We start from the raw sequence: 25,453 nt of genomic DNA, 5'->3' as shown, positions 1-25,453 counted from the left end.
ATTTTAAGACAGCGCCGCCTTCACCAGACCACTGGCCTTGCTCATGTCGATTTCGCTGCCATGACGGGATTTTAGCTCCGCCATCACACGGCCCATGTCTTTCATTGATTCTGCGCCGAGCTCTGTCTTGATACCATCAATCAATTTTGCCGTATCGGCTTCACTCAACTGAGCGGGCAGGAATTCCTCGATCACGGCAAGTTCCATCTTCTCACCCTTGGCCAGCTCTTGGCGACCACCTGATTCGAACATCTCAATCGATTCGCGCCGCTGCTTCGCCATTTTCTGGAGCACGTCGGTCACCATGACATCGTCATCAAGCTTGCTATCTTTGGTTCGCAGCTCGATATCCTTGTCCTTGATCTTCGCCAGCATGGCGCGCGTCGCCGCGGTGCGATCCTTGTCGCCGGCCTTCATGGCTGCAATTTGTGCCGCTTTCACGGTATCGCGAATCCCAATGCGAATCATAGCGTTCCCCGTAATTTTGGAATAAGCTACCAACATAGCCGCAACTTATTTTTTTTCATAGATTGTGGCGGTAAAAAACTACACCTAGGCACGGCGAAATTTGCTTGAAGCGCAGGAGCATGAAGGTTCCCGCCAAAGATGAGGAAAATGCCCATGACCGACACCAGCATCCCCGCAGCTCCCAAGGGCGCCACTGGGATATTGGTTTTGGCCGATGGTAGTGTGATTTGGGGCAGGGGCTTTGGCGCGACTGGCTCTGCGGTCGGTGAAGTATGCTTCAATACTGCGATGACCGGTTATCAAGAAGTGATGACGGACCCTAGCTATGCAGGGCAAATCGTGACTTTCACATTTCCCCATATCGGGAACGTAGGAACGAATGATGAAGATGTGGAAGCCGATACCCCACATGCTTTGGGTTGCATCGTTCGCGAAGACGTTACTGAACCCAGCAATTTTCGGAACAGCAAGCCCTTTGACCAATGGATGGTGGATCAGGGACGGATTGGGCTGTCTGGTGTCGACACACGGGCTTTGACACGCCGGATCAGAGAAGCCGGTGCTCCCAACGCGGTGATTGCACATGATCCTGATGGTCAGTTTGATATTGATGACCTGCTCACCAAGGCGCGCGATTGGGCCGGGCTTGAAGGTATGGATTTGGCCATCGAAGTAACCGGGCATCAGACAAAGATCTGGGATAGCGGTATCTGGCGACTGGGTCATGGTTATGCACCACTGGATGAAATGGAGACACGACCGCATGTCGTAGCAATGGACTTTGGCGCCAAGCGTAATATCTTCAGAAATCTTGTGAAAGCTGGCGCAGAAGTTACTGTTGTTCCAGCACAAACCTCGCTTGAGGACGTATTGGCATTGGAGCCAGCAGGCGTGTTTTTATCCAATGGTCCGGGCGATCCAGCGGCGACCGGCGAATATGCGGCTCCGGTGATTAAGGCACTGCTCGACAAGGACATACCGATTTTCGGCATCTGCCTGGGGCATCAAATGTTGGCACTCGCTGCCGGTGCAAAAACAGTCAAAATGTTTCAAGGGCATCGCGGTGCCAATCATCCCGTGCAACGGGTTGGCGGCGATTGGGATGACAGCGCCGATGGAGGAAGGGGACTGGTTGAGATCACATCGATGAACCATGGCTTTGCGGTAGACAGCGAAACGCTACCCGATACGATTGTGGAAACTCACAAAAGCCTATTCGACGGCAGCAATTGCGGCATCAGCATCGCCGGTAAGCGGGCATTTGGTGTGCAATATCATCCCGAGGCGAGCCCTGGACCGCAGGACAGTTTTTATCTGTTCCAGAAATTTGTCGACATGCTGAAGTGACCAGGATTGTAAAAAGCAAACATGAATCATGCAAATAACGCAAAATTGGCCGGAAAAGTAAAATTCAAATAGTGACAAACCACCTTAAAACTTGCGATGGGAACCGTGCAGGGTTCGTGCCGTTCACTTCACATTTTCTATGTGATGAGATCTACGCAAATTTTAAGGAAAATAAGAATGCGGAAATTTCTCGTAATTTCGGCCACGATTCTGTTCGCGGCCTGCACCCCTGTCAAAGAACAAGCAATGACCGAGTGCATGAAGCAAGCCGACAGCTTCCCGGGCTCCGTGGACCCCGAAAAACTCTGCACCTGCATGACCAAGGATATTCCCGAGGACGCCAATGTCGCGGATGCGGAAAAAGCCATGATGGGCAGCATGCAGGCCTGCGCCAGCGAAATGGTGAGCGACATGTTGACGGACGGACTGCCCAGCGCGGAGGATTCATCAGCGGCGGAATAATCCCAAAAATATCATTATTTAAAAGCTCTTTCCGTCAAACTGGCGGGGAGGGCTTTTATTTTGCGAGAAATATGAAGGAACGGGAGAGATGAGTAATATTGATCCCGCCTATCTGGCGTGGGAATGGGCGTTAATTTTCACCCCGAAACCGGCTTGGAATTGCATTATGGCTTTGATCTGTCCCAGAAGCTTGTTGGGGAATTAGTGTGAGCGAGATAATTGAAATTGGCGAAGCGCTGGTAAGGCATCTCAATAAACTTGACGACGATCAACCCGGAGCCTTTTCCACTGTTCCAGAAATCGAAACTTGTTTAAAAGAACAGGGCCTGACGCTTCCAGATCATATTTCTATGTCCGACTTTGTTAAAGAGTTACAGGAGTTTGGTTGGCTTGAGATCAACCACGCAAGAATTGATACAACAAATCCATCATATCGTATCACAGCTCGAGGACAAAATAGGGCTTCTTCGAGTATCAACTATGCCGATGTGTACAAAAGAGCAGTGGATAATATTCCAATGGCCCCTGACAGCACCGCAGGGCAAGAATTGGATGTTGAAAACCAAACTAACGATAGGGGATTTTCATCTCCTTTAGCCATGGCGTCCGAAGGAATGCTTAATCCTCGAACGTCAAATCAGAAATCGGTATCGTCCGCAACTTCCAGAACTGATATTTTTTCCTCTCAAGATAGCTCCATGTGGACTGGCAGGAAAATATTCTTGGCGGATGCAGCTGTTATTAGGGAGATAAAGGATGGCGCTAAAAGGTTGCGGGAATTGATATATGAAACACGATTTGAAAGTAATTCTGATAGTCAGGACCTTAAGAATCTCAGCGATGCGCTCGTAGCAGTATGTGAAATGACAGAACCCGATGTATCTATTATTGACCGAATCCTCAGCCATCCGAAATTTAATCTAACTACCGCTCTAGTTGCGGCTGTTGCGACAATCCGTGGCGCTCTAGGAATTTAAATGCCCAAAAGAACTGACATAAAATCCATCCTTATCGTTGGCGCTGGACCGATTATTATCGGGCAGGCTTGCGAGTTTGACTATTCGGGCACACAGGCGTGCAAGGCTCTGAAAGAAGAGGGCTACCGGATCATCCTGGTCAACTCCAATCCGGCGACGATCATGACCGATCCAGAGATGGCGGACGCGACCTATGTCGAGCCGATTACGCCGGAAATTGTTGAGAAAATCATCGAGAAAGAACGTCCTGACGCGATTCTGCCGACCATGGGCGGGCAGACGGCGCTGAACACGGCGCTTTCGCTTAACAAAATGGGCGTGCTTGACAAATATGGCGTTGAGATGATTGGCGCCGATGCGAAGGCGATCGACAAGGCCGAGGATCGCGAGCAGTTCAAGACGGCAATGGACAAGATCGGGCTGGAAAGCCCGCGCAGCGCCGTGGCGCATAGCGAAGAGCAGGCGCTGGAAATCCTGGAAGATATCGGCCTGCCTGCGATCATGCGGCCCAGCTTTACCATGGGCGGAACCGGCGGCGGCGTCGCCTATAACCGCGAAGAATTTATCCATTATGTGCGGACATCGCTGGAAGCCTCTCCGACCACCGAAGTGCTGATCGATGAATCACTGATTGGCTGGAAAGAATATGAGATGGAGGTGGTTCGCGACAAGGCGGATAACTGCATCATCATCTGCTCCATCGAAAATGTCGATCCGATGGGCGTGCATACCGGGGACTCGATCACGGTTGCACCGGCGCTGACGCTGACCGACAAAGAATATCAGATCATGCGCAACGCCTCTTTGGCGGTCTTGCGAGAAATCGGGGTCGAAACAGGCGGTTCCAACGTACAGTTCGCAGTTAATCCCAAAGACGGACGGCTTGTTGTTATCGAGATGAATCCGCGGGTTTCGCGCTCATCGGCGCTGGCATCCAAGGCGACCGGCTTTCCGATTGCTAAAGTCGCGGCGAAGCTTGCCGTGGGATATACGCTCGATGAAATTGATAACGATATTACCGGCGCAACACCGGCTTCGTTTGAGCCGACCATTGACTATGTCGTGACCAAAATCCCGCGCTTCGCCTTTGAAAAGTTCAAGGGTGCGGAGCCCTTGCTCGCCACGGCCATGAAGTCTGTCGGCGAAGTCATGGCCATCGGTCGCAATATCCATGAATCGCTGCAAAAGGCGCTGCGCGGTCTGGAAACCGGACTGGACGGCTTTAACCGGGTGCAGGCACTTGAGGGCGCTTCCCGGGATGAAATTGCCGCAGAGCTGGCGCGGCCAACGCCGGACAGGCTGTTGGTTGCGGCGCAGGCTATGCGCGAGGGCTTTAGCAATGCGGAAATCCACGAAATTGCCCATTATGATCCGTGGTTCCTCGCCAGAATCCGCGAGATAATCGATGCTGAGCAGGACATACTCGATAATGGTCTGCCCAATGGAGCGGACGCGCTGCGTAAGCTCAAGTCTATGGGCTTTTCTGACGAACGGCTTGCCAAGCTGGCCGTCGATGCGGTGCATGTCGCAGGTGGGGCAGGGCGCACGGTCGCTGAGGGGCATGGACTGGTTCATGACGCCGTAGCCGCCATGGCGGGCGCAACCACCGAAAAGGAAGTGCGCGAACTTCGCCATAAGCTGGGCGTGCGGCCCGTGTTCAAACGGATCGACACTTGTGCGGCCGAATTTGAGGCCAAGACGCCCTATATGTACTCCACCTATGAAGCACCGATTTTTGGGGAACCGGAAAATGAAGCACAGCCCTCTGATCGCCGAAAGGTCGTGATCTTGGGCGGCGGACCAAATCGGATCGGGCAAGGGATCGAATTTGATTATTGCTGTTGCCACGCCTGTTTCGCGCTCGCCGATGCCGGTTTTGAAACGATCATGGTCAATTGCAATCCGGAAACCGTTTCGACCGATTATGATACGTCAGACCGGCTCTATTTTGAGCCGCTGACCGCAGAAGATGTGCTTGAAATTCTGGCTGTCGAACAGAGCAAGGGTGAGTTGGTCGGCGTGATCGTGCAATTTGGCGGGCAAACACCGCTGAAACTGGCCTCTGCACTGGAAGATGCAGGTATTCCGATCCTTGGCACAACGCCGGATGCGATTGATCTCGCTGAGGACCGCGAGCGCTTTGCGAAACTAGTCAATGATCTGAAGCTGAAACAGCCAGATAATGGTATGGCCCGGACCGAAGAGGAAGCAGTGAAAATCGCTGAACGTATCGGTTATCCGGTACTCATCCGCCCAAGTTTCGTGCTCGGCGGCCGCGCGATGGAAATTGTCGATGGTCCGGCGCAGCTGGAAGATTATATCAACACCGCCGTGCAAGTGTCGGGCGACCAGCCTGTCCTTGTCGACCAATATCTGCGCGATGCCGTGGAAGTCGACGTTGATGCCATTTGTGACGGCGATCAGGTCGTTGTTTGCGGTGTGCTCCAGCATATCGAGGAAGCGGGCGTTCACAGTGGCGACAGTGCATGTACGATTCCGCCCTATAATCTGAGCGATGACATTGTCGCGGAAATGGAGCGGCAGGCGGAGGCATTGGCCCTTGGTTTAAAAGTACGCGGGCTGATGAATATTCAGTTTGCGGTGAAAGATGGTGAAGTCTATCTGATCGAGGTCAATCCGCGCGCCAGCCGGACGGTGCCCTTTGTCGCCAAGGCCATTGGTGTACCAATTGCCAAAATCGCCTCACGCGTGATGGCGGGAGGAAAGCTCAAAGACTTGCCGTCAATTGATAGGCATATCGATTATATCGCTGTGAAAGAAGCGGTTTTCCCGTTCAATCGATTCCCTGGAATTGACCCAGTATTATCACCAGAAATGAAGTCGACGGGTGAAGTTATGGGCATAGATAAGAGCTTTGCCATTGCTTTTGGCAAGGCACAATTGGGTGCGAACAATCATTTGCCGGATGGCGGAACGCTTTTTGTTTCAGTAAAAGAGACGGATAAAAAAGTGATCGAACCAGCGGCACGAATGGCAGAAAAACTCGGATTCAAGCTGATCGCGACCAGTGGAACGGCTGACTATCTCAGCGACAAGGGCATATCGGTGGAAAAGGTCAACAAAGTGGCCGAAGGGCGTCCGCATATTGTCGATCGAATTATTGATGGTGACGTTGATCTTATTTTCAACACAACCGAAGGCTGGCAGTCGCTAAAAGACTCCAAATCCATCCGTGCCGGGGCTCTTAACGGGAAGATCCCTTACTATACCACTGCGACTGCAAGTGTTGCAGCAATGGAGGCAATATCTGCCATGCGTGACGAGACTCTTGAAGTTCGTGCACTTCAGTCTTATTATATGTCTTCGCAGACTTAATTCCCGACAATCTGTCACACTGCGGGCGAGCCTTCATGAGGGAGGGGCGCCGGGAAACTATTTTTGACGCTGTGGCCCAGAAAACCATAGTGAGTAGGAAGAAGAAAGGCCAAAAATGGCTGTAGAAAAAGTACCGATGCTGGCCGAAGGCCATGCCAAGTTGGAAGCTGAACTCAAGGAATTGAAGGATGAGCGCCCACGCATTGTTGATGCGATTGAGGAAGCGCGAGCGCATGGTGACTTGTCGGAAAATGCCGAATATCACGCTGCGAAAGAGCGTCAGGGGCAAGTTGAAGCTACTATCGCCGATATCGAAGACAAGCTGAGCAGGGCCCAGGTTATCGATCCATCAACCCTGTCAGGGGACAAAGCGGTATTTGGCGCGACGCTGACTCTGCTCGACGAAGACGACAAACCGGTGAAATATCAGCTGGTTGGGCAGGCTGAGGCGGACGCGAAAGTCGGTAAAATTAGCTATAACAGCCCTATCGGGCGGGCTTTTATCGGTCGCAGTGTGGGCGATGAGATTGAAGTCACCGTGCCTGCTGGCGATAAATATTATCTGCTCGAAAAAATCGAGTTTATCTGATTTGATATGACATGAACCTGCCAACCGGAAAGCTGACCAACGGGCTTATCATTGCCAATGTTGTGATCTACCTGTTTTTATGGATTTCGGGTTTGCAGGATGAAGCGGTTCTGCGCGGTGGTTTCTTTCCGATACGACTGGGCGACGGGCTTGCCGAGTTTGGAGAAATTAACGGAATGGTGCCGGCCTGGCTCACCCCAATGTCGTCTGCTTTTCTGCATGGTGGGTTGATGCATATCGCGTTCAACATGTTAATGTTGCTGTTCTGCGGGCGCTTTGTCGAACAGGCGCTTGGCCCGCAATTAATGGCGGTTCTTTATGTGGCTGGGGCTTATGCCGCTTCGCTTGCCGAATTTGCTGTCAACGGGGACTCCGTTATTCCGGTCGTTGGTGCAAGCGGTGCAATATCCGCCATATTGGGAGCTTACGCACTTTTATTCGCCCGCAATGAAGTCAAACCAGTAGGGCCATTTCCCGGTCATGTGGTGCGGATTGCATGGCTCACGCTGGCCTGGATCGGAATCCAGTTAATGATCGGCGTTGCAACTCGCGGCAGCCTGAACGGTATCGCGATTTTTGCTCATATCGGTGGATTTGTTGCCGGATTGGTAATGACGCGGCCATTGTTGCAGTGGCGCTTTAAAAACGCCTGACCGCCGAAATCAGTCTTCGGCAGGTAGCTCAGGTTCAAGCAACTTGTGCAGGTGCACGATGACATATTTCATTTCAGCATCATCCACAGTGCGTTGGGCATTGGAGCGCCAGACTTCCTCGGCTTCTTCGTAATTGGGATAGACGCCAACAAGATCGACCTGATCGAGATTTTCATAATCCAGTCCGCGCGGATCTTTGACCCGTCCGCCCATTACCAGATGAATTTTGCTGCGCTCGCTCATATGTGCCCCAGTCTCTATTTGTCAGATTTTTCCGATTTGACCGCTTCCGTAGCGGCTTCGGCGGCGCTCTTAGCAGCTTCGGCAGCTTTTCCAAGCAGATCTTTGATCTGATCCTGCACACTGTCCTTGTCGAGGCCAAGGGTTTCGATCTGCTCCTGCCCAGCTTCCTTCGCTGCGCCATAGGCTTTTTTGGCGGTTTCGTTTATTTTTTTACCGGCACCACCGACATATTTCGTTTCTGTTTTGCTTTTTGGTAGCAACGCGCCAACCAGCGCGCCAAGTGCCAAGCCTCCCGCAACAACTGCAAGCGGACTTTTGGTGATGGTCTCTTCCGACTTGCTTGCTGCGGTTTTTGCCATTTTCTTGGTCGCAGCCACGCTTTCTGCTGCTTTCGTCTTGCCGTCATCTAAAAGTGCGGCAGCACGTTTTTTGCTTTCGGACATTTTTTCCAATGCGATACCCGTGCCTTGGCCAGCCAGTTCCTTGGCATTCTCCAAGCGTTCCCTGGAAGCAGCGCGGGCTTTTTCAATGTTGTCAGATAAATTGCTCATTGCTCACTCCTCGGAATTGGCGTCGTTCTTACCGTCATTGGCAGCTTTGCGATTGGTGAAATAGTTGGTCAGCGGCTTGCGCAGCGCGAGAAGCGCGGCCGCCGCGGCCACTGATGCTACCTTGCCTGGATTGTCTTTGACTCCTTGCAAGGCAGTTTCACCTGTTTTCTGCACACGATCCAGAGCCTTATCTTTAGCTTCCTGGATCAGGTTTGCTGGCCGCAAACGTTCTTTCGTTTCGGAGATGTCTTCCTTCAAGTTCTCACGCGCTTCTTTTTTTTCAATTGCCAGGCTTCGCAGCTTGAAAATATCGTCATTTTTTTGGGTCATTGATCATTCTCATCCAAAGGTAGTTTGCGCGCCCGTTTAATTGCCATGGTCATTAGAATTGTCGTCAGCAACAATGCGCCACCTGTCAACAATCCTGTTGCCGCCACTGGTCCCCAATAATGAGATAAAATCAACAATATTCCCAAAATCAGGGCGACCATAGTGGTAATCCCCAATATGATGGCGACGCTGAACAGAACCAATACGGTCTTGGTCGCCGCCATATTGACGGACAATTTTACGCGATAATATTCTATTTCTGCTTCTGCGAGTTTACGAACATCATCGACAAGATCACTGACTTGCAATTTGAGTGGTCTGTCATCTGGATTGGATGTGAGCGGCTCGGTTTGTGCCGTTTCCGCTCCATCGCAAGACTGTTCAGCTTCTATTCCTGTTGTTTTATCGTTCAACACAATCACCCATTTCGATCAAATTGGGTTGAGTGATACACATTCTAGCTACGATCATCCATGCCGGACTTGATCAGACGAGAGACCAGCAGGCCAACAACAGCAGCGGCACCGATAGCAACTGCTGGCCGTTTGCGAACAAAGCTTCGCGCATCTTCCACCATTTCATCGACATCTTTGGAATTGACCTTTTCGGCAAAGGAAGAAACGGCATCTGCTGCAGAGCGGGCATAGTCGCCATATTTTTCACCGACATTCTCATCTATTGTTTTGGCGCTGTTTTCAATCATCTCGCTGAACGTTTCAATTGCTTCGCCAGCTTTTGCCTTGCCATCATTGGCGGTTGTTCGCGCTTTATCAATGGCGCGCTCTTTCAAATCGCTCGCGGTATTTGATTGGGTTGAAGCAGCTCGTGTCGCACCCGCCTTGAGCGGCGCGGATGGTTTTGCGGATGTCGCCTTTTTGACGTTCACGCCTTTGGCGGGCGTGGATTTTTTAGCCTGCGTACGTTTAGCCGCTGGCTTTTTTGCAGCGGGTTTCTTCGCAGCCGGTTTTTTTGCTGCTGTCTTGCGAGCTGCTGGTTTCTTGTCCTGATCGGCGGCCATATTTGATATTCCTTCCTCAAAACCCTTGCCATTACAGTCTAATCGATAAATTTATCGATCGGTTTTCCCTCAAATTAGATGGTATCTAATCCTTTTGATTCAAGGGCAAACCACCGCGTTCATGTCACCTTTTGTAAAGCTGGTGATTGCCACGAGCTTATCATGACGATAAGGGCTTTGCGATATCCTAACTTCCGCAGGAGGCCCCACGAAAATGACTGCAATATTAGATCTTCATGCTCGCCAAATATTGGATAGCCGAGGCAATCCAACTGTTGAGGTCGATATCTTGTTAGAAGACGGTAGCTTCGGGCGGGCAGCGGTACCGTCGGGAGCCTCTACCGGTGCCTATGAAGCAGTCGAGTTGCGTGATGGCGACAAGAGCAAATATCTCGGTAAAGGCGTGCTCAAGGCGATCGAAGCGGTTAATGGAGAGATTAGTGATGCGCTACTCGGACTGGATGCCGAGGATCAGGAAGAACTTGATGCGGCGATGATCGCCTTGGATGGGACAGACAATAAAGGCCGTCTAGGCGCAAATGCGATATTGGGGGTTAGTTTGGCAGCCGCTAAGGCCGCTGCAGATGCAAGGGGATTGCCGCTCTATCGCTATGTGGGCGGGGTCTCCGCACGCGTTTTGCCAGTGCCAATGATGAACATTATCAATGGCGGTGAACATGCCGACAACCCAATTGATTTTCAGGAATTCATGGTCATGCCTGTCGGTGCAGACAGCATCGCTGAAGCTGTGCGCTGGGGAGCAGAGATTTTCCATACGTTAAAAGCTGGCTTGTCCGAAAAAGGTCTGGCTACGGCTGTTGGTGATGAAGGCGGCTTTGCTCCTAATCTTGGGTCGACACGTGACGCGCTTGATTTTGTAATGGCCTCGATAGAGAAAGCGGGCTTTAAGGCTGGCGATGAGGTAGTGCTGGCGCTGGATTGTGCTGCAACTGAATTTTTCAAAGATGGACAATATCATATCTCGGGAGAGAATAAGATTTTGTCACCCGCAGAAATGTCCAGCTATCTGGCGGAGCTTTGCAAAGACTATCCCATCAAGTCGGTTGAAGACGGTATGGCTGAAGATGATTTCGAAGGTTGGAAACTGCTGACGGACGCTGTTGGAGATACAGTCCAACTGGTTGGCGATGATCTGTTTGTAACCAACCCGGCGCGCTTGTCGCAGGGGATTAAAGACGGTCTTGCCAACAGCTTGCTCGTGAAGGTCAATCAGATTGGGACGCTGTCGGAAACACTCGAGGCTGTTCGTATGGCTCATAATGCGTCTTACACTGCGGTGATGTCGCATCGCTCTGGTGAAACGGAAGATGCAACCATTGCTGATTTGGCAGTCGCTACCAATTGCGGACAGATCAAGACGGGTAGCTTGGCGCGGTCGGATCGGCTTGCGAAATACAATCAGCTGATCCGGATTGAGGAAGAGCTCGATACCGTTGCGCACTATGCAGGGCGTGCAATTTTCTCCTAAGTTGGTTTTGACTGCGGTCTTGATCAAGTGGCATTTCAGCGACCCAAACCCACTATTTTTAATTTAAAGTGTTAATCCACTTGCCAGCGAATCATTATTCTGATTCAAGAGAGAATATGGCTCATAAAGAGAAAATTGGTGGATTGATCAAAGCGGCCCTCGGCCCTGGTTTTGCTCTGCTGACTTTGCTCGCGATTGCCGGTTATGCTGTGCTCGGGCCAACCGGAATTCTGGCCTGGGGCGAGTATCGCACGGCTCTTGATGAACGGGGAACGCAGCTTGCGGCTCTTGAGGCAGAGCGTGATGCTTTGAAAAATCGCGTAGAGTTGCTTGACCCCAATGGTGCTGATCCGGATTTGGTGGGGGAATTGCTGCGCAAGGAAGGCAATTTCGTTCACCCGGACGAGATTATCGTTCCGCTCAAATAGTATCCTGGTTCTTGGTCAATTTTTTGTGTCTTTTCCAGCGTATTAGGCTTGGGAAATCTGGCTGACCTGTTTATGATGTTGTAAACCCAAAAAAGAGACAGGAAACTGCGAGCGTGGCAAAATCTCCCCAGAAAGCCCCATCAAAATCCAAGGCGCCGGTTAAAAGGGCACCAAAAAAGGCAACAACAAAGTCCGTCAATCGTTTGCCGGCGCTGAAAACTCCAATTTATAAAGCCAGCAAAGCTGAACTGATAGATTTTTATGAGCAGATGCTGCTCATTCGGCGCTTTGAAGAAAAGGCAGGGCAACTATATGGCCTGGGACTGATTGGCGGTTTCTGTCATCTCTATATCGGACAGGAAGCTGTAGTCACAGGCCTACAATCTGCGATTGAACCGGGCAAGGACAGCGTGATCACCGGTTATCGTGATCATGGCCATATGCTGGCCTGCGGTATTGATCCCAATGTTGTTATGGCTGAACTGACCGGTCGTGCGTCTGGTATTTCCAAGGGTAAGGGCGGGTCGATGCACATGTTCTCCGTGGAGCACGGCTTTTATGGTGGCCACGGTATTGTCGGTGCACAGGTGTCACTGGGAACCGGTCTGGCCTTCGGACATAAATATCGCGAAGATGGCGGTGTTTGTCTGGCTTATTTTGGCGATGGTGCATCGAATCAGGGGCAGGTTTACGAGAGCTTCAACATGGCGGAGCTTTGGAAGCTTCCAGTCATTTTTGTGATCGAGAATAACCAGTATGCCATGGGCACGAGCGTCAACCGTTCGTCATCCGAAGATCAATTGTATCGCCGTGGTGAAAGCTTTCGCATTCCAGGCGTACAGGTTGATGGCATGGATGTTTTGGCAGTCCGCGGCGCGGTCGAAGAAGCCTTGAAATATGTGCGCAGCGGCAAAGGTCCGGTATTGATGGAATTGAAAACCTATCGCTATCGCGGCCACTCCATGTCCGACCCGGCACGCTATCGCAGTCGCGACGAAGTGCAGGACGTTCGTGAGAAATCAGATCCTATCGAACAGGTGAAAGCCATGTTGATGAAGCAGGGCGTCAAAGAAGAGGATTTGAAGGCCTTGGACAAAAAGGTGCGCAAGACCGTGATGGAGGCAGCAGATTTTGCCGAAGAATCGCCGGAACCCGCTGCTGAGGAACTTTATACTGATGTATTGGTGGAGCAATATTGATGGCGATCGAACTAAAAATGCCTGCGCTGTCACCGACAATGGAAGAGGGGACGCTTGCGAAATGGTTGGTCAAAGAGGGTGATGAGGTCAGCTCTGGCGATATATTGGCCGAGATTGAAACAGATAAGGCGACAATGGAATTTGAAGCCGTAGATGAAGGCGTAATTTCGAAGATTCTGGTTGCCGAAGGAACAGATGAAGTGGCCGTAGGCACGGTCATTGCCGAGTTGATTGGTGATGATGCAGAGGAAAGTACGTCATCCGTTACGGATTCTGTATCAAAAGTGGAAGCCCAACCGGCCCCGGAGCCATCTCCAAAAGAACCACAGACTGCACCCGCTATAGAAATATCTCGTGCCGAAGATCCAGCCATCCCTGAAGGCACAGCAATGATCAGCATTACCGTTCGCGAGGCGCTTCGTGACGCAATGGCCGAAGAGATGCGGGCCGATGACAGCGTGTTTGTCATGGGTGAAGAGGTTGCCGAGTACCAAGGCGCTTACAAAGTGACCCAGGGCTTGCTGGATGAATTTGGCAGCAAGCGCGTCATTGATACGCCCATTACAGAGCATGGTTTTGCAGGCATTGGTGCGGGTGCTGCTATGGGTGGGTTGAAACCGATCGTAGAATTCATGACGTTCAATTTCGCCATGCAAGCGATTGACCATATCATTAATTCTGCAGCTAAAACCAACTACATGTCTGGCGGCCAGATGCGTTGCCCGATTGTATTTCGTGGGCCAAATGGCGCGGCTGCGCGGGTGGGTGCCCAGCATAGCCAAAATTATGGGCCATGGTATGCCAGTGTCCCAGGTCTGATCGTCATAGCGCCCTATGATGCTGCCGATGCAAAAGGCCTGTTGAAAGCTGCGATCCGTTGTCCAGACCCGGTTGTGTTTTTGGAGAATGAATTGCTTTACGGACGTTCATTCGAACTCCCCGAGATTGATGACTATGTATTGCCAATCGGCAAAGCGCGTATCATGCGCGAAGGGTCAGATGTGACCATTGTAAGCTACTCTATTGGTGTAGGACTGGCACTGGAAGCTGCAGATACATTGGCAGGTGAGGGGATTGATGCGGAAGTGATTGATCTTCGCACGCTGCGTCCATTGGACACGGAAACGGTTCTCAAAAGCTTGGCAAAGACTAACCGTCTGGTCGTTGCTGAAGAAGGCTGGCCGACTTGTTCAATTGCCAGTGAGATCATGGCAATTTGTATGGATGAAGGATTCGACGATCTCGACGCACCAGTCGCACGCGTAACCAACGAGGATGTCCCGCTACCTTATGCTGCCAACCTGGAGAAAGCAGCCCTAATTGACAGCGATCGGATCATCGCTGCTGCGAAAAGGGTCTGCTATCGTTAACTCACTGTAGCGTAGCGATTGCATGTCCATAGTTCGGAAGCGGGAATGCTACTTGCATTTCTGAGTGCATGATCTGCGCGTTCACGAGACACAAAGGCGCTTTGATATCGTATCACAACTTCGCCAAAAAACCTGTCAGATACTAGCGGCTTATAATCATATACGACTTCAACAAAGTTGACTGCCGTTGCTGCGGTTGCTTCAATCTTCTTGCCGGTGGGACCGATGCCGCCTGCGAGCGAGGAATCCGTTCGCCCATCACCTTCGGCTCCGTAGCTGGAACTGTATTTCGTATTGCTGCCATAGCATCTTTGCCAGCGGATCCATTGCCCTTCGTCAGATCCCAACAGGCCATTATGCTCCAAATTCGACAAGATGACGCGCGCGTTGGGTGAGAAGTCGATGCTGTTTCCTGTCAGATGCACACCGGTGAATATTTCGCGAATATCTGCTTCATCAATCGTAGTTCTCACCCGTGAAGCGTTATCGGCAGCCAACATAGCGACTTGGCTTACTTGTAGGTGCGCAACAGCCAAATTTGCTGTTTCCAATCCGCCCAGTCCAAATGTCAGAAGCAAGGGAGCTGTAAAGGCAAATTCGACCAATGCGAGGCCGCTTGTATCTTTGACAAGCGACAGGTTGTCGAATTTCCGTTTCATGTCTTTCAACGAATGAGAAATATTATCGTAAATCATGTTATCGGCTCGCATATTTCTGGAACGTCGGCTTGATCGCCATAGGGTTGGTTGCGAACAGCTGTACTGTTCGTCGTGATCATCGTCTCGCTCCATCCAAACATTTTTGCCAATGGGAAAAGCCGAGGTGACTCGATGGTAATTGTATAGTTCACAATATCATCGGGACCACCAATACCGCTATTACCAAAGTTCACATCAAATTCGCCATTGCGATTACCGTCCAAATAACAGTCACCTGGATCAAGATTACCATCGCCGTTATTGTCAGTAAGCAATTTCTCAGGCTTGCCGATACTGGTAAAATCAAAATAGCTTTTGACCGTCACTTCTGGATCGACACCAGTGAGTAAGAGTGGTGCTAGATCTGCCTCAATAATCTGTTCGATCTGATCTTCAGGCAAATTACCAGTCGACGCCTGTCGCGCTATTTCATGCAGCTTCGATTTGGTGAGAGTGTCGAGATATCCCCGATAGCCAAGATCGGTGATACCTAAAATGAGCATCATCAAGGGGCCAGCCACTAAGCCAAATTCCATTAGCGTGGCGCCATCCTCATTGCTAAAAATGCTGGATTTGTTCTGCTTTCGATCAATCATTGTGAAATCCTCAATCCACCGATGGTTTTGGCAATATCACTGAATGCCGCTTGCAAGGTGGCATTGTCCGTGGCCGGCGCCGCATGATCATCGCTGGTTGCGCAATCTCTCATGCTTTGGGTAACGTTGGTCACGCCAAATTGAACAACCCAGATGGTAACGCCTTGATTGCGAATGGCTTGGCATATTAACTGAAAGCGATTTTCCTGAATATCATCCAGATCGCCATTGCTTGTACCTGTTGGCGCAATTCTGCCGTCCAATTGGTTGTAACCATAGACATTATATCTGTTGCCATTGAAATTCATGGCTCCGTCTGTCATGAAAACGAGATGACGACCTATTGGAAAGCCATTTCCAGTATATTGGTTTTCAGTTGCAAATAAGCCGTTTTCAGACAGCAGCCTTGCACCCCAAATCATTCCAATCGTATGATTGGTTGTGCCTGTTGCTGTCAAACTATCGATATAAGCTTCCAGACTGCCGCCTACTTGGTTGCCATTGCTGTCCAGCCCTGGTGAGGTGATGGAGTCATATTGCGCCAAGCGTCTAGCTGGAGTCGTGCATTGAGAGCTGCTAATACGGTTACTATTTCTTAGGAACTCAACACCTGGCCAGCTTGGGCGCCAACGTGATGCATTGTCTGTTGGTACAAGGTCGATATTGAGATCAAGAGCGCCAGCACTTATGTTCGAGCTGCTGTCAGTAATAGTCGCATCTGTATCGCGTTCCTCAATACAACCAGCCCAACGATCCAACTCCAGATTATTTTCTGTTGGACGTTGAACAGGATCTTCACTTGAGTCAATTGATGCTACATAGTCGGAAACTTCATGGGTGAATTGCCCATATTCCCAGCCGCTGAAGCTCACCGCATCGGCTTGCCATTTGTCTACGGTAATAAACTCAGGTTCACCATTTCCACCTCCTTTTTCAAAGGTTTCGGTTTTGATTTCGACTTCGCGCTCACAGTCTAGCCAATAAGCCGAACCAACAGCGTTTGCCGGTGGTTGAGCTTGTGAGCCATTCCAGCTGTGATAAGAATAGGTTCGAGTCACCAAGACGGAATATTCACCGCTTGTATCCAACGTCACTATTGGGTTGCCACTTGGATTGGCAGTCCAATAGCCTGGAACGCTTTGGTTTTGACCAAACTGTGTCGTGCATTCTGGACCGTCTAGCTGTCTCAGCAATTCTATATCAGTATCAATATCCGTTGATATCGGTGCCGCACCAGGATCAGTACGTGGATCGTAGTTAGGATCAGGTGGAATGTAATTGGGATTCGGGACTTCCCACGTTCCGCGCCGGGTCTGGTAAGACCAGCGATCACCTGCAGTTCCCCCGACCAGCCAAGCTGGATTTTCGTCGAGCAGCAATTGCCCGACATTTACATGAGAATTGTAGTTTACAAATCCATAGCGTATCTGGTTGTTTACAGCTCCGCCGCCGCCACCCGTGCCGAGCGTACCATAAAAATCTTTTACGGCTTCTCTAAGACCATGGATCCTCTTTTCGGTTTCAACGCTGGTGGTGGACCCATTTGGTCTCCAATCCATTGAACCGGACAAATCGAGCACCATCATGACGTCAACATTGCCAACGTCCAGTCGGGTGACGCAAGAGACTTTGATTGTCATGCGATCATTGCCAAAAACCCGCATCAAAGTGGTTGGAATTTGGGCTTCTGCAAAACCGTCAACCGTCCGCGGTTCTACGCCATCAACAAAGCGAGGATTGTCTTTGCCATCAATTTGTTGAAATGGTTCTGTTCCGAAGGTTCCTTCGGGAAAGTTAAAGTCAAAAAACTTTCGAGCTTGTACCTTATCGGCGGCGGCCATTGTATCGCCTGTCATCGAACGTCTACCGGCAAGAGCGCCAGCATCGCAGGCCTGTTGCAAGCGAGCTTTGGCCATATAGCCACGGCCGATATCAACACCACCACCAATGACACCGATTATCGGGAAAATTGCTGCAGCAGCCATGGCAAAAGTGTTACCAGTGGTATCAGACCGCAATCGTTGCAAAAATGACTTCTGCGATTTTCTCTCGTTCTTTGTAACCATGCCCCTGGCCTTTTATTATTGCGCCAATAATTCACGCAGATGGATTTCAATTCAGCGTGTCTGATAGAGAGAAAAGGGTTAGCGGTGCGCCAATGGCTTTGGTTAAAGCGATCTTTACCTTGATTTACCCCAGAAAACTGGCAACGGCATCGTCATGAGTGATGCATTTTTACATCTGGATCCGTTACGCAGACTGGTTTTGGCCTATGCAAAACGCCCTCACCATTCGCTCTATGCGCTTGTTTTTGCATTGGATTCGAGATTTGCGTCGGTTATCCAATCCACCTCCGAAACATTGATTGGACAAATGCGGTTAACTTGGTGGCGGGATATTTTAACCAAGGCGGCAAAGGAGCGTCCGGCAGGCGAACCTTTGGTGGCGCTGATAAGCGAAGCAGAACAGCAAGGTGCGGATCTTTTGTCTTTGATGGCATTGTTGGAAGGATGGGAACTCGTGCTGGACGACTTTCCCTGGGATGATCAACAGTTTGACTTATACGCTGAAAGGCGAGGGGAGGGCGCCTTCGGTTTTCCACTTGGCGGAACAAACAATCTGACCGACGATCAGAAAATTGGAGCGCAGGGTTGGGCGCTTTGGGATTTTGCTCGGCATTGTAGTGATGCCGGAATGCGCCAAGTGGCTTTTGATAAATGTAAAGAACGGTTTGAGAGCGTGCCATCCCTGCGCTTTGACAGTAGCGGTCGGCCGCTCTCAATTTTCTGTAAATTGGCGAAAAGCGATGCCAAAAAAGGCTCGTTAACAGCCGATCTTTATCGTCCAGGGGTTGCTAGTAAAATCATCTGGCACGGCGTCTCCGGCTGTTAACACCAGATAAGATCAAGGTGAGGGAGCAAGCGGCACATGAAACGATATGTCGCCGGTGCCATTACTATGATGTTGTTGATCACTGCCGGACTATTTTTCTGGATTGGTGTCAACGGACAAGAAGTGGTGCTCCCAGATGCACCGCCGCCGCCTGAACAGCTGGAACCTGAGGGTTTACCCGAAGCCGATGAAAATGCTCCGGTACTTGGTCCTCCTCCTCCTGAGCCACCAAAAGCCTACAAAGCTTCTCGGGAAGAGCGGCGTTTCAATCGGTACGATCGCAATCGCGATAATGTCATTACACGGCTAGAAATGATGAGCAGCCGGACCAAAGCTTTCAAGGCTTTGGATAAGAACGGAGATAATCTGCTGACTTTCGAGGAATGGGCTGTCGCGACAAGTGATCGTTTTGAGCGAGCGGATGAAGATGGAGACGGGCAGTTAACAAGGGCGGAGTTTCGTACGACCAGGCCTAAACGCGCCGCGCAACGCTGTAAATGTTAGGCCGCTTTTGGGTTGCTTGTTGCCGTATCCTGCCATTCTGCAAAATCTTTTCGCGCACGGGTGGTGTAAGCCTCTTTTCGCTCCTTCTTTTTGACGCGTTGTTCAAAAGGTGGGAAAAGGCCGAAGTTGACATTCATCGGTTGATAGTCTTGGGCATCAGCGCCTCCGGTTATATGCGATAGCAATGCGCCAAAGGCCGTCGTTTGTGGCGGGTAGACGAATGTCTCGCCTTTAATATCTGCTGCCACCATGCGTCCGACCATGAGGCCAACTGCGGCACTTTCTACATAGCCCTCGCAACCCGTAATCTGGCCGGCGAACCGAATATGCGGCGCCTTTTTCAGACGCATTTCCTGATCCAGTAATTTCGGCGAATTGATAAATGTATTTCGGTGCAGCCCACCCATTCTTGCGAACTCGGCATTTTCAAGACCGGGAATGGAGCGCAGTAATTCTGTTTGGGCACCATATTTCAGTTTGGTTTGAAAGCCGACCATGTTCCACAAAGTGCCCAATGCATTGTCTTGGCGTAGTTGCACTACGGCATAAGCACTCTCGTCAGTATGTGCGTTGGTAAGGCCGACGGGTTTCATAGGACCGAACCGCAAGGTTTCTGGTCCACGTGACGCCATGACTTCAATAGGCATACATCCTTCAAAATAAGGTGTATTTTTCTCCCATTCCTTGAAGTCGGTCTTCTCGCCATCAAGCAGGCCTTGGATAAAGGCTTCATATTGATCGCGGTTCATTGGGCAATTTATGTAATCTTTGCCATCACCTTCAGGGCCAACCTTGTCCCAGCGAGATTGCATCCATGCGACATCCATGTTGATGCTATCTTTGTAAACAATGGGAGCAATGGCATCGAAAAAGGCCAAGGAGTCTTCACCTGTTGCTGCTCCGATGCTTTCAGCCAGCGTCATGGCGGTAAGCGGGCCGGTTGCGACAATTGTTAAGCCTTCCGTCGGAAGCCGGTCGATCCGCTCGCGCACTATTTCTATGTTCGGATGTTCTGTGAGGGTTTTGGTGACACCATTTGAGAAATGGTCGCGATCTACCGCGAGAGCAGAACCGGCAGGCAGACGGTTTTTGTCGCCTTGATCCATGATGATTGATCCAAGATCACGCATTTCAGCATGGAGCAATCCAACTGCATTTTTCTGAGCGTCATCCGATCGAAAGCTGTTAGAACAGACCAATTCAGCCAGACCATCTGTTTGATGAGCCGGCGTCATATCACCGCCACCGCGCATTTCGGAAAGGCGCACTTTTATACCTGCCTTTGCCAACTGCCATGCTGCCTCTGATCCAGCGAGTCCACCGCCAATTATATGTACCTGTGTCATGGCGTCTCTGTGTTGCGGGAAATTACAAAAGTCAATCTGGCAGAGTGGGGAAGGGCGTGATAGGCGACAAACATGAAACGCGCGATTATCGAGTCCAGGCCATATCTGCTGCTCAGTTTGCTGTTTGGAATCAGCTATTTTTTTGTGAAAGATGGCAACATTCCGGGCATGTATTTGATGTTTTGGAAGGGGGCAGGTGTTGGATTTCTTGCGGTTTATGCGTTACGCAGAGCTCATAATTTTGAAGGAAAACTGATTGCTGCAGTGATGGCCTTTGGGGCCTTAGGGGATGCGCTTATCGAAATTGACCTCATGATGGGAGCAGTGACTTTCATCGTAAGTCATTGTGTAGCGATCTGGCTTTATGCGCGGCATCGGCGTGAGAGTACTTCCTTTAGTCAGAAAGCTTTTGCTGCATTATTGATCCCAATCACGATTTTTATTGCTTGGTCGCTTCCTTTTGATCGGGCAGAAGCGCCTAGTATTGCAGCGTACAGCCTCTTTCTGGCTGTCATGGCGGCAATGGCATGGACCAGCGGGTTTCCACGCTATCGTGTCGGAATTGGTGCTCTGTTATTCATCATCTCTGATCTTTTGATTTTCTCAGAGATGGGGTTCTTGGAAAATTCTCGAATTCCAGGCTTGACGGTATGGCCATTATATTATGTCGGGCAGTTTCTAATCGTGACTGGGGTGGTTCGGACATTACGAAAAGAAATGCACGTTCCCAATCCCTAGCCATCAAAAGCAGAAATTGTTGTTCGATGAAGCAGCCGATCATGCCCTTGATAGCCGCCAGTGGCACAGTGCAACACTGAGCGATTGTCCCACATGATCAGCATTCCAGGTTCCCACTCGTGACGATAGACAAATTCATCCCGACTTTGCCAGGTATAGAGCTCTGTTAATAGAGGTAGCGCTTCTTGCTGTGTCATGTCTTCAAAGCCGATAATATATCCCATACAGCTGAATAGACCGAGCCTCCCTGTTTCGGGATGTTGACGGATCAGAGGGTGGAGCTGTGTATCTCGCGCGGACTCATCAGGGCGAATGGCCATGCTGCGTCCTTCGTCCTTTTCGCCATATGTCCCGTCAGGTGCATAGGCCATCTTGGCACTGTGAATGGCAATCTTGCCCTCAAATTTAGCGCGCATCTCTGATGGCATGGCGTCTAGCGCAGCATGTTGATTGGCAAATAAAGTGTCCCCACCAACAGGGGGGATTTCGATTCCAAGCAGGCATGTGCCGGCGGGAGGATATTGTTGAAAACTCCAGTCACTGTGCCAATTTTCGGCAAAAAGCGGAGATGTCTCATCCGCATTGCGCTGTATGGCTGCAATATGCTCACGGCCCTCAATCGGATCAAAAAAAGGATCATGACCAAATCCGCCGAAATAGAGTGTAAAGCGCTCTAGATCATCGTCGGACAGTTCCTGGTGAGGAAAAGATAATATATGATGTTCCAACCATGCAGAGCGAATATCTTCCACTTGCTCGACATCCAGTGGTTCTGAAAGATTTATTCCTGTAACTGTTGCACCGCAAGCTTGACCCGTGGGCGTGACGGTGATGGACATATGATACTCTCCCTCAATCGTCACAAGAATGGTGAGTTATCACCAAGGTAGGCCGCATAGATTAATATGGCCCTTTACTTGTGCCGGTTCATTTATCGGTAGCACCATGGTGTTCCGGAATGCAAATGAACCCGATTTCCCATGTTGCTCCACAACAAGGTCGCCTTCGAACAGAGTCCAGCCCAATTTGCGATAGAATGCGACGTTATGATCTTCGCAAAACAGCAGGCCAAATGCATTATTGGCCTCTGCCCGAAGAAGATCCATCAAGTGATGCATCACCAGTTTGCCAAACCCTTGACCTTGGAATTTCGGTTCGGTCATGACGCCGCCAATGCCTGCGACTGGCGTTTTCCGGCCATCACACAGCACTTCACGTTCGTGGATGCCGGCAACAGCGCGCACCGATTCATCAACATAGAGCAAAACGCGTCTTTGCGAATGCGACCATTCTATGCCGTGCATCGGTGTATGGATGAGCTTCTCTGGCGGGTAAATACGTTCCCGCATATCCGCTATTTCTGGCCAGCTTAATGCGCCGTCTTTAACCAGGAATTCCGGCGCATCGGGCGTCATGTTTTGGGATCATCTCCAGTTTCAGAATCAGAGGAGCCTTCCTGCGACGCATCTGCTGCGACATCTCCCGCGACCAACTCTTCTGCTTCGTTTTCCGGTTCATCTTCTTCATCAATTTTGGCGGCGCCAACAACTTTTTCACCGGGCGAGACATCAAACAGTTTTACGCCAGAGCTGTTACGACCAATTACTCGCATATCAGCGACTTTCATCCGAATTAGCTTAGCCTGATCCGTTACCAGCATGATCTGCTCTTCATTTTTTGCTTCAAAACTGGCCACAACCGTGCCGTTGCGTTTGATATTGTCTATATTGAGGATACCCTGACCGCCGCGTCCGGATTGGCGATATTCAAAGGCACTGGAACGTTTGCCGTAGCCGTTGGCACATACTGTCAGAATAAAATCTTCGGTTTCAGCAAATTCGGCCAAGCGCTCAGTAGAAAGTTCCGATGTGTTTTCATTTTCTTTCCAAGGAGCCGCCTTCAAATATTGATCGCGTTCCTCTGTTGTCGCCTCAAAACCACGCAAGACAGAAAGAGATATTACTTCATCATCTCCTTTAAGCGCGATCCCGCGTACGCCTGTAGATGTACGGCTTTGGAAGGAGCGCACGGCATCGCCAGCAAAGCGGATTGCTTTACCATTTTTGGTTGCCAGAAGGACGTCGTCATCATCGGTAAGCAGTTCGACACCGATCAAATGATCATCACTGTCCTCATCAAATTTCATTGCGAATTTGCCGTTAGACGGGACGTTGGTGAAGCTATCCATGCTGTTACGTCGCACGCTGCCTTTTGCCGTCGCGAACATCACATGCAAAGAACCCCATTCTGCTTCATCCTCGGGCAGGGGCAGAACGGTAGATATGGTTTCACCCTCTGCAAGCGGTAGCAGGTTGACCATTGGTCGTCCCTTGGTTTGCGGCCCTCCTTCCGGCAGTTTCCACACTTTGAGACGATAAACTTTGCCGTGAGTGGAGAAGAACAACACGGGCGTATGTGTCGACGTAACAAAAAGCTCTGTGATAGCATCTTCATCTTTGGTCGCCATGCCCGCGCGCCCTTTACCGCCGCGCCGCTGTGCGCGGAAGGTATCAAGCGGGGTGCGTTTGATATAACCGCCATGGGTGACGGTAACGACCATTTCGGCACGTTCCATCAGGTCTTCGTCTTCGAGTCCGTCCCAAGCCGCAGTAATCTCGCTAACGCGCGGGGTCGCAAATTCATCACGAACGGCTTCCAGTTCTTCGCGCATCACAGCATATAGCTTCACGCGGTCTGCCAATATTGAGAGATATTCTTCAATAGCGGCTGCAAGCTCTTTTAGTTCATCGCCAATCTCTTCTCGGCCAAGCGCAGTAAGCTTCTGCAAGCGAAGATCCAGAATTGCTTTAACCTGGACCGGAGAGAGCTTGTAGGTATCGCCTTCGACCTCAGTTTCGATCGCTTCGACCAATTTGATATAACCAGCAATTTCAGCAATCGGCCATTCTCGTGCCAGGAGTGTATCGCGCGCTTCTGCTGGAGTAGATGATCCACGAATGATCCGGACCACTTCGTCCATGTTGGTGACGGCCACAACCAAGCCAAGCAATACATGCGCTCGTTCGCGTGCTTTATTCAGTTCAAACTTGGTCCGCCGAGTGATAACTTCTTCGCGGAACTTGATGAATGCTTCGATAATGTCGCGCAGATTCAATACTTCAGGTCGTCCGCCGCGGATTGCCAGCATATTCGCCGGGAAGCTGGACTGGGCAGGGGTGAAGCGCCAGATTTGATTCAGTACAACATCAGCGGTTGCATCGCGTTTCAGGTCGATAACAACCCGAACCCCGGCGCGACTGGATTCATCACGAATATCAGAAACGCCTTCAATTCTCTTGTCCTTCGCAGCTTCCGCGATTTTTTCGACAAGAGCGGACTTTCCAACCTGGAAAGGAATTGAGGTCAGGACGATTGATCGTTTGTCACCGCGTCCTTCTTCAATTTCGTGGCGAGCGCGCATCATAATGGAGCCGCGGCCATCCTTGTAAGCTGCTCTTGCGCCGGATTGGCCAAGAATCAGAGGTGCGGTCGGGAAATCTGGCCCTGGAATAATCTCGATAAGTTCATCAACCGTAATGCCGGGTTTCTCGATATAAGCGAGACAGGCGTTAATGACTTCACCCAGATTATGCGGAGGAATATTGGTTGCCATGCCCACCGCGATACCGCCGGCGCCATTAACCAATAGATTGGGGAAACGAGCAGGCAGTACATTGGGTTCTTGGCGACTGCCATCATAATTATCGATGAAATCGACAGTGTCTTTGTCGAGATCGTTGAGCAGGCTGTTAGCAACCTTGTTCAATCGCGCTTCTGTATAGCGCATGGACGCCGGCATATCGGGGTCCATCGAACCGAAATTACCCTGACCGTCGATCAGCGGCACCCGCATGGACCAATCCTGCGTCATGCGTGCAAGCGCCATGTAAATCGCGCTGTCACCATGAGGGTGGTAGTTGCCCATCACGTCGCCCACAATCTTCGCGCTCTTGCGATAGGGACGTCCCGCGACAAATCCACCTTCCTGAGAAGAGAAAAGAATGCGGCGGTGAACCGGCTTCAGGCCATCCCGCACGTCGGGCAGGGCGCGGCTGACAATCACCGACATGGCGTAATCCATGTAACTGGATTTCATTTCATCGACGATATCAATAGGTTCGATATCAGAAGGTTCTGGTGCTGTGGTTTGTTCGTTCACAAACGGGCCTTTTTATGTGTTTTTTTGTTGCGATTCTTCTAGGGGAAGCAGCACTGAAAA

Annotated in this window: 26 protein-coding genes; 13 read left to right on the top strand and 13 right to left on the bottom strand. The window is 50.7% G+C overall.

Annotation, left to right across the window (positions count from 1 at the left end; genetic code table 11):
* Positions 1-3 precede the first annotated feature (3 nt).
* Positions 4-468: a GatB/YqeY domain-containing protein gene (locus tag BS29_RS09735; protein WP_229953470.1), complete on the bottom strand. Its 465-nt coding sequence runs from the start codon at positions 466-468 to the stop codon at positions 4-6.
* 153 nt (positions 469-621) lie between these two features.
* Here BS29_RS09735 and carA point away from each other — a divergent pair, with 153 nt between their 5' ends.
* The 6 genes from carA (at position 622) to BS29_RS09705 (ending at position 7,832) form a co-directional block, all read left to right on the top strand.
* Complete coding sequence (gene carA, locus BS29_RS09730) at positions 622-1,815, top strand: glutamine-hydrolyzing carbamoyl-phosphate synthase small subunit (RefSeq protein ID WP_229953469.1); 1,194 nt, start codon at positions 622-624, stop codon at positions 1,813-1,815.
* Between the two features lie 177 nt (positions 1,816-1,992).
* Positions 1,993-2,277: a hypothetical protein gene (locus tag BS29_RS09725; protein WP_229953468.1), complete on the top strand. Its 285-nt coding sequence runs from the start codon at positions 1,993-1,995 to the stop codon at positions 2,275-2,277.
* Between the two features lie 206 nt (positions 2,278-2,483).
* Positions 2,484-3,254: a hypothetical protein gene (locus BS29_RS09720; RefSeq protein WP_229953467.1), complete on the top strand. Its 771-nt coding sequence runs from the start codon at positions 2,484-2,486 to the stop codon at positions 3,252-3,254.
* Positions 3,255-6,590, top strand: a complete 3,336-nt coding sequence (gene carB / locus BS29_RS09715) for a carbamoyl-phosphate synthase large subunit (RefSeq protein ID WP_229953466.1) — start codon at positions 3,255-3,257, stop codon at positions 6,588-6,590.
* 115 nt (positions 6,591-6,705) lie between these two features.
* A complete protein-coding gene (gene greA, locus BS29_RS09710) occupies positions 6,706-7,179 on the top strand; it encodes a transcription elongation factor GreA (protein WP_229953465.1) in 474 nt (157 codons plus the stop codon).
* 11 nt (positions 7,180-7,190) lie between these two features.
* Positions 7,191-7,832, top strand: a complete 642-nt coding sequence (locus BS29_RS09705; RefSeq protein ID WP_229953464.1) for a rhomboid family intramembrane serine protease — start codon at positions 7,191-7,193, stop codon at positions 7,830-7,832.
* 9 nt (positions 7,833-7,841) lie between these two features.
* Here the strand turns inward: BS29_RS09705 and BS29_RS09700 are convergent, their stop codons facing one another.
* From BS29_RS09700 to BS29_RS09680, 5 genes are read right to left on the bottom strand one after another with little or no spacing between them, the layout of a single operon-like run.
* Positions 7,842-8,075, bottom strand: coding sequence for a DUF4170 domain-containing protein (locus tag BS29_RS09700; protein WP_229953463.1), 234 nt, complete (start codon positions 8,073-8,075; stop codon positions 7,842-7,844).
* A gap of 14 nt (positions 8,076-8,089) precedes the next feature.
* Positions 8,090-8,626, bottom strand: coding sequence for a hypothetical protein (locus BS29_RS09695; protein ID WP_229953462.1), 537 nt, complete (start codon positions 8,624-8,626; stop codon positions 8,090-8,092).
* A 3-nt stretch (positions 8,627-8,629) separates the two neighbouring features.
* Positions 8,630-8,956 carry a hypothetical protein gene (locus tag BS29_RS09690; RefSeq protein WP_229953461.1) on the bottom strand — a complete coding sequence of 109 codons (327 nt, stop codon included), beginning with the start codon at positions 8,954-8,956 and terminating at the stop codon, positions 8,630-8,632.
* Positions 8,953-9,369, bottom strand: a complete 417-nt coding sequence (locus BS29_RS09685) for a phage holin family protein (protein WP_229953460.1) — start codon at positions 9,367-9,369, stop codon at positions 8,953-8,955. The genes BS29_RS09690 and BS29_RS09685 overlap by 4 nt, the downstream gene beginning before the upstream one ends.
* Positions 9,370-9,413: 44 nt before the next feature.
* Entirely contained in the window at positions 9,414-9,974 is a 561-nt protein-coding gene (locus BS29_RS09680) for a hypothetical protein (RefSeq protein WP_229953459.1), read from the bottom strand.
* 214 nt (positions 9,975-10,188) lie between these two features.
* On the opposite strand from BS29_RS09680, the gene eno reads away from it, so the two are divergent.
* The 4 genes from eno (at position 10,189) to BS29_RS09660 (ending at position 14,460) form a co-directional block, all read left to right on the top strand.
* Entirely contained in the window at positions 10,189-11,463 is a 1,275-nt protein-coding gene (gene eno, locus BS29_RS09675; protein ID WP_229953458.1) for a phosphopyruvate hydratase, read from the top strand.
* A 116-nt stretch (positions 11,464-11,579) separates the two neighbouring features.
* On the top strand, positions 11,580-11,891 hold the full coding sequence (locus BS29_RS09670; RefSeq protein WP_229953457.1) for an FtsB family cell division protein: 312 nt from the start codon (positions 11,580-11,582) through the stop codon (positions 11,889-11,891).
* 203 nt (positions 11,892-12,094) lie between these two features.
* Positions 12,095-13,090, top strand: coding sequence for a pyruvate dehydrogenase (acetyl-transferring) E1 component subunit alpha (pdhA, locus tag BS29_RS09665; RefSeq protein ID WP_229956844.1), 996 nt, complete (start codon positions 12,095-12,097; stop codon positions 13,088-13,090).
* On the top strand, positions 13,090-14,460 hold the full coding sequence (locus tag BS29_RS09660; RefSeq protein ID WP_229953456.1) for a pyruvate dehydrogenase complex E1 component subunit beta: 1,371 nt from the start codon (positions 13,090-13,092) through the stop codon (positions 14,458-14,460). Before pdhA ends, BS29_RS09660 begins: the two co-directional genes overlap by 1 nt.
* On the opposite strand, the gene BS29_RS09655 is transcribed toward BS29_RS09660, so the two are convergent.
* From BS29_RS09655 to BS29_RS09645, 3 genes are read right to left on the bottom strand one after another with little or no spacing between them, the layout of a single operon-like run.
* Positions 14,457-15,119: a TadE/TadG family type IV pilus assembly protein gene (locus tag BS29_RS09655; protein ID WP_229953455.1), complete on the bottom strand. Its 663-nt coding sequence runs from the start codon at positions 15,117-15,119 to the stop codon at positions 14,457-14,459. The genes BS29_RS09660 and BS29_RS09655 overlap by 4 nt on opposite strands.
* 32 nt (positions 15,120-15,151) lie before the next feature.
* Positions 15,152-15,754: a TadE/TadG family type IV pilus assembly protein gene (locus BS29_RS09650; protein ID WP_229953454.1), complete on the bottom strand. Its 603-nt coding sequence runs from the start codon at positions 15,752-15,754 to the stop codon at positions 15,152-15,154.
* The gene (locus tag BS29_RS09645; RefSeq protein WP_229953453.1) at positions 15,751-17,820 is read right to left on the bottom strand and encodes a pilus assembly protein TadG-related protein; all 2,070 of its coding nucleotides are present in this window, start codon (positions 17,818-17,820) and stop codon (positions 15,751-15,753) included. The genes BS29_RS09650 and BS29_RS09645 overlap by 4 nt, the downstream gene beginning before the upstream one ends.
* 154 nt (positions 17,821-17,974) lie before the next feature.
* Here BS29_RS09645 and BS29_RS09640 point away from each other — a divergent pair, with 154 nt between their 5' ends.
* Both BS29_RS09640 and BS29_RS09635 read left to right on the top strand, forming a co-directional pair.
* Positions 17,975-18,646: a hypothetical protein gene (locus BS29_RS09640; protein WP_229953452.1), complete on the top strand. Its 672-nt coding sequence runs from the start codon at positions 17,975-17,977 to the stop codon at positions 18,644-18,646.
* A gap of 36 nt (positions 18,647-18,682) precedes the next feature.
* Positions 18,683-19,150, top strand: a complete 468-nt coding sequence (locus BS29_RS09635; RefSeq protein ID WP_229953451.1) for an EF-hand domain-containing protein — start codon at positions 18,683-18,685, stop codon at positions 19,148-19,150.
* On the opposite strand, the gene trmFO is transcribed toward BS29_RS09635, so the two are convergent.
* Positions 19,147-20,496 carry a methylenetetrahydrofolate--tRNA-(uracil(54)-C(5))-methyltransferase (FADH(2)-oxidizing) TrmFO gene (trmFO, locus tag BS29_RS09630; RefSeq protein ID WP_229953450.1) on the bottom strand — a complete coding sequence of 450 codons (1,350 nt, stop codon included), beginning with the start codon at positions 20,494-20,496 and terminating at the stop codon, positions 19,147-19,149. The two genes, BS29_RS09635 and trmFO, sit on opposite strands and share 4 nt — an antisense overlap.
* Before the next feature lie 72 nt (positions 20,497-20,568).
* Between trmFO and BS29_RS09625 the strand changes: the two genes are divergently transcribed.
* A complete protein-coding gene (locus tag BS29_RS09625) occupies positions 20,569-21,234 on the top strand; it encodes a lysoplasmalogenase (RefSeq protein WP_229953449.1) in 666 nt (221 codons plus the stop codon).
* Here BS29_RS09625 and BS29_RS09620 read toward each other — a convergent pair.
* Genes BS29_RS09620 through gyrA form a run of 3 tightly spaced genes read right to left on the bottom strand, consistent with a single transcriptional unit; the run spans position 21,231 to position 25,393 of the window.
* Positions 21,231-22,073 (bottom strand): TauD/TfdA dioxygenase family protein, encoded by an 843-nt coding sequence (locus BS29_RS09620; protein WP_229953448.1) that lies wholly within the window; start codon positions 22,071-22,073, stop codon positions 21,231-21,233. The two genes, BS29_RS09625 and BS29_RS09620, sit on opposite strands and share 4 nt — an antisense overlap.
* 39 nt (positions 22,074-22,112) lie before the next feature.
* The gene (locus BS29_RS09615) at positions 22,113-22,649 is read right to left on the bottom strand and encodes a GNAT family N-acetyltransferase (RefSeq protein ID WP_229953447.1); all 537 of its coding nucleotides are present in this window, start codon (positions 22,647-22,649) and stop codon (positions 22,113-22,115) included.
* A complete protein-coding gene (gene gyrA, locus BS29_RS09610) occupies positions 22,646-25,393 on the bottom strand; it encodes a DNA gyrase subunit A (RefSeq protein ID WP_229953446.1) in 2,748 nt (915 codons plus the stop codon). Before gyrA ends, BS29_RS09615 begins: the two co-directional genes overlap by 4 nt.
* Positions 25,394-25,453: the final 60 nt, after the last annotated feature.

Origin of the sequence: Parasphingorhabdus litoris DSM 22379 (genome assembly GCF_020906275.1) — a bacterium.
GTDB classification, from domain to species: Bacteria; Pseudomonadota; Alphaproteobacteria; order Sphingomonadales; family Sphingomonadaceae; genus Parasphingorhabdus; species Parasphingorhabdus litoris.
Note: the sequence above shows the minus strand (reverse complement) of the source record. Positions and strands in the feature narration are given on the sequence as shown.

Bases quoted from the DNA above. Each gene is read 5' to 3' on its own strand.
- BS29_RS09725 (WP_229953468.1), top strand. From the start codon at position 1,993: ATGCGGAAATTTCTCGTAATTTCGGCCACGATTCTGTTCGCGGCCTGC.
- BS29_RS09670 (WP_229953457.1), top strand. From the start codon at position 11,580: ATGGCTCATAAAGAGAAAATTGGTGGATTGATCAAAGCGGCCCTCGGC.
- greA (WP_229953465.1), top strand. From the start codon at position 6,706: ATGGCTGTAGAAAAAGTACCGATGCTGGCCGAAGGCCATGCCAAGTTG.
- BS29_RS09625 (WP_229953449.1), top strand. From the start codon at position 20,569: ATGAAACGCGCGATTATCGAGTCCAGGCCATATCTGCTGCTCAGTTTG.
- BS29_RS09650 (WP_229953454.1), bottom strand. From the start codon at position 15,754: ATGATTGATCGAAAGCAGAACAAATCCAGCATTTTTAGCAATGAGGAT.
- trmFO (WP_229953450.1), bottom strand. From the start codon at position 20,496: ATGACACAGGTACATATAATTGGCGGTGGACTCGCTGGATCAGAGGCA.
- eno (WP_229953458.1), top strand. From the start codon at position 10,189: ATGACTGCAATATTAGATCTTCATGCTCGCCAAATATTGGATAGCCGA.
- BS29_RS09645 (WP_229953453.1), bottom strand. From the start codon at position 17,820: ATGGTTACAAAGAACGAGAGAAAATCGCAGAAGTCATTTTTGCAACGA.
- carA (WP_229953469.1), top strand. From the start codon at position 622: ATGACCGACACCAGCATCCCCGCAGCTCCCAAGGGCGCCACTGGGATA.
- BS29_RS09615 (WP_229953447.1), bottom strand. From the start codon at position 22,649: ATGACGCCCGATGCGCCGGAATTCCTGGTTAAAGACGGCGCATTAAGC.
- BS29_RS09640 (WP_229953452.1), top strand. From the start codon at position 17,975: ATGAGTGATGCATTTTTACATCTGGATCCGTTACGCAGACTGGTTTTG.
- carB (WP_229953466.1), top strand. From the start codon at position 3,255: ATGCCCAAAAGAACTGACATAAAATCCATCCTTATCGTTGGCGCTGGA.
- BS29_RS09690 (WP_229953461.1), bottom strand. From the start codon at position 8,956: ATGACCCAAAAAAATGACGATATTTTCAAGCTGCGAAGCCTGGCAATT.
- BS29_RS09655 (WP_229953455.1), bottom strand. From the start codon at position 15,119: ATGAAACGGAAATTCGACAACCTGTCGCTTGTCAAAGATACAAGCGGC.
- BS29_RS09620 (WP_229953448.1), bottom strand. From the start codon at position 22,073: ATGTCCATCACCGTCACGCCCACGGGTCAAGCTTGCGGTGCAACAGTT.
- BS29_RS09660 (WP_229953456.1), top strand. From the start codon at position 13,090: ATGGCGATCGAACTAAAAATGCCTGCGCTGTCACCGACAATGGAAGAG.
- BS29_RS09735 (WP_229953470.1), bottom strand. From the start codon at position 468: ATGATTCGCATTGGGATTCGCGATACCGTGAAAGCGGCACAAATTGCA.
- BS29_RS09635 (WP_229953451.1), top strand. From the start codon at position 18,683: ATGAAACGATATGTCGCCGGTGCCATTACTATGATGTTGTTGATCACT.
- BS29_RS09705 (WP_229953464.1), top strand. From the start codon at position 7,191: ATGAACCTGCCAACCGGAAAGCTGACCAACGGGCTTATCATTGCCAAT.
- BS29_RS09680 (WP_229953459.1), bottom strand. From the start codon at position 9,974: ATGGCCGCCGATCAGGACAAGAAACCAGCAGCTCGCAAGACAGCAGCA.
- BS29_RS09700 (WP_229953463.1), bottom strand. From the start codon at position 8,075: ATGAGCGAGCGCAGCAAAATTCATCTGGTAATGGGCGGACGGGTCAAA.
- BS29_RS09695 (WP_229953462.1), bottom strand. From the start codon at position 8,626: ATGAGCAATTTATCTGACAACATTGAAAAAGCCCGCGCTGCTTCCAGG.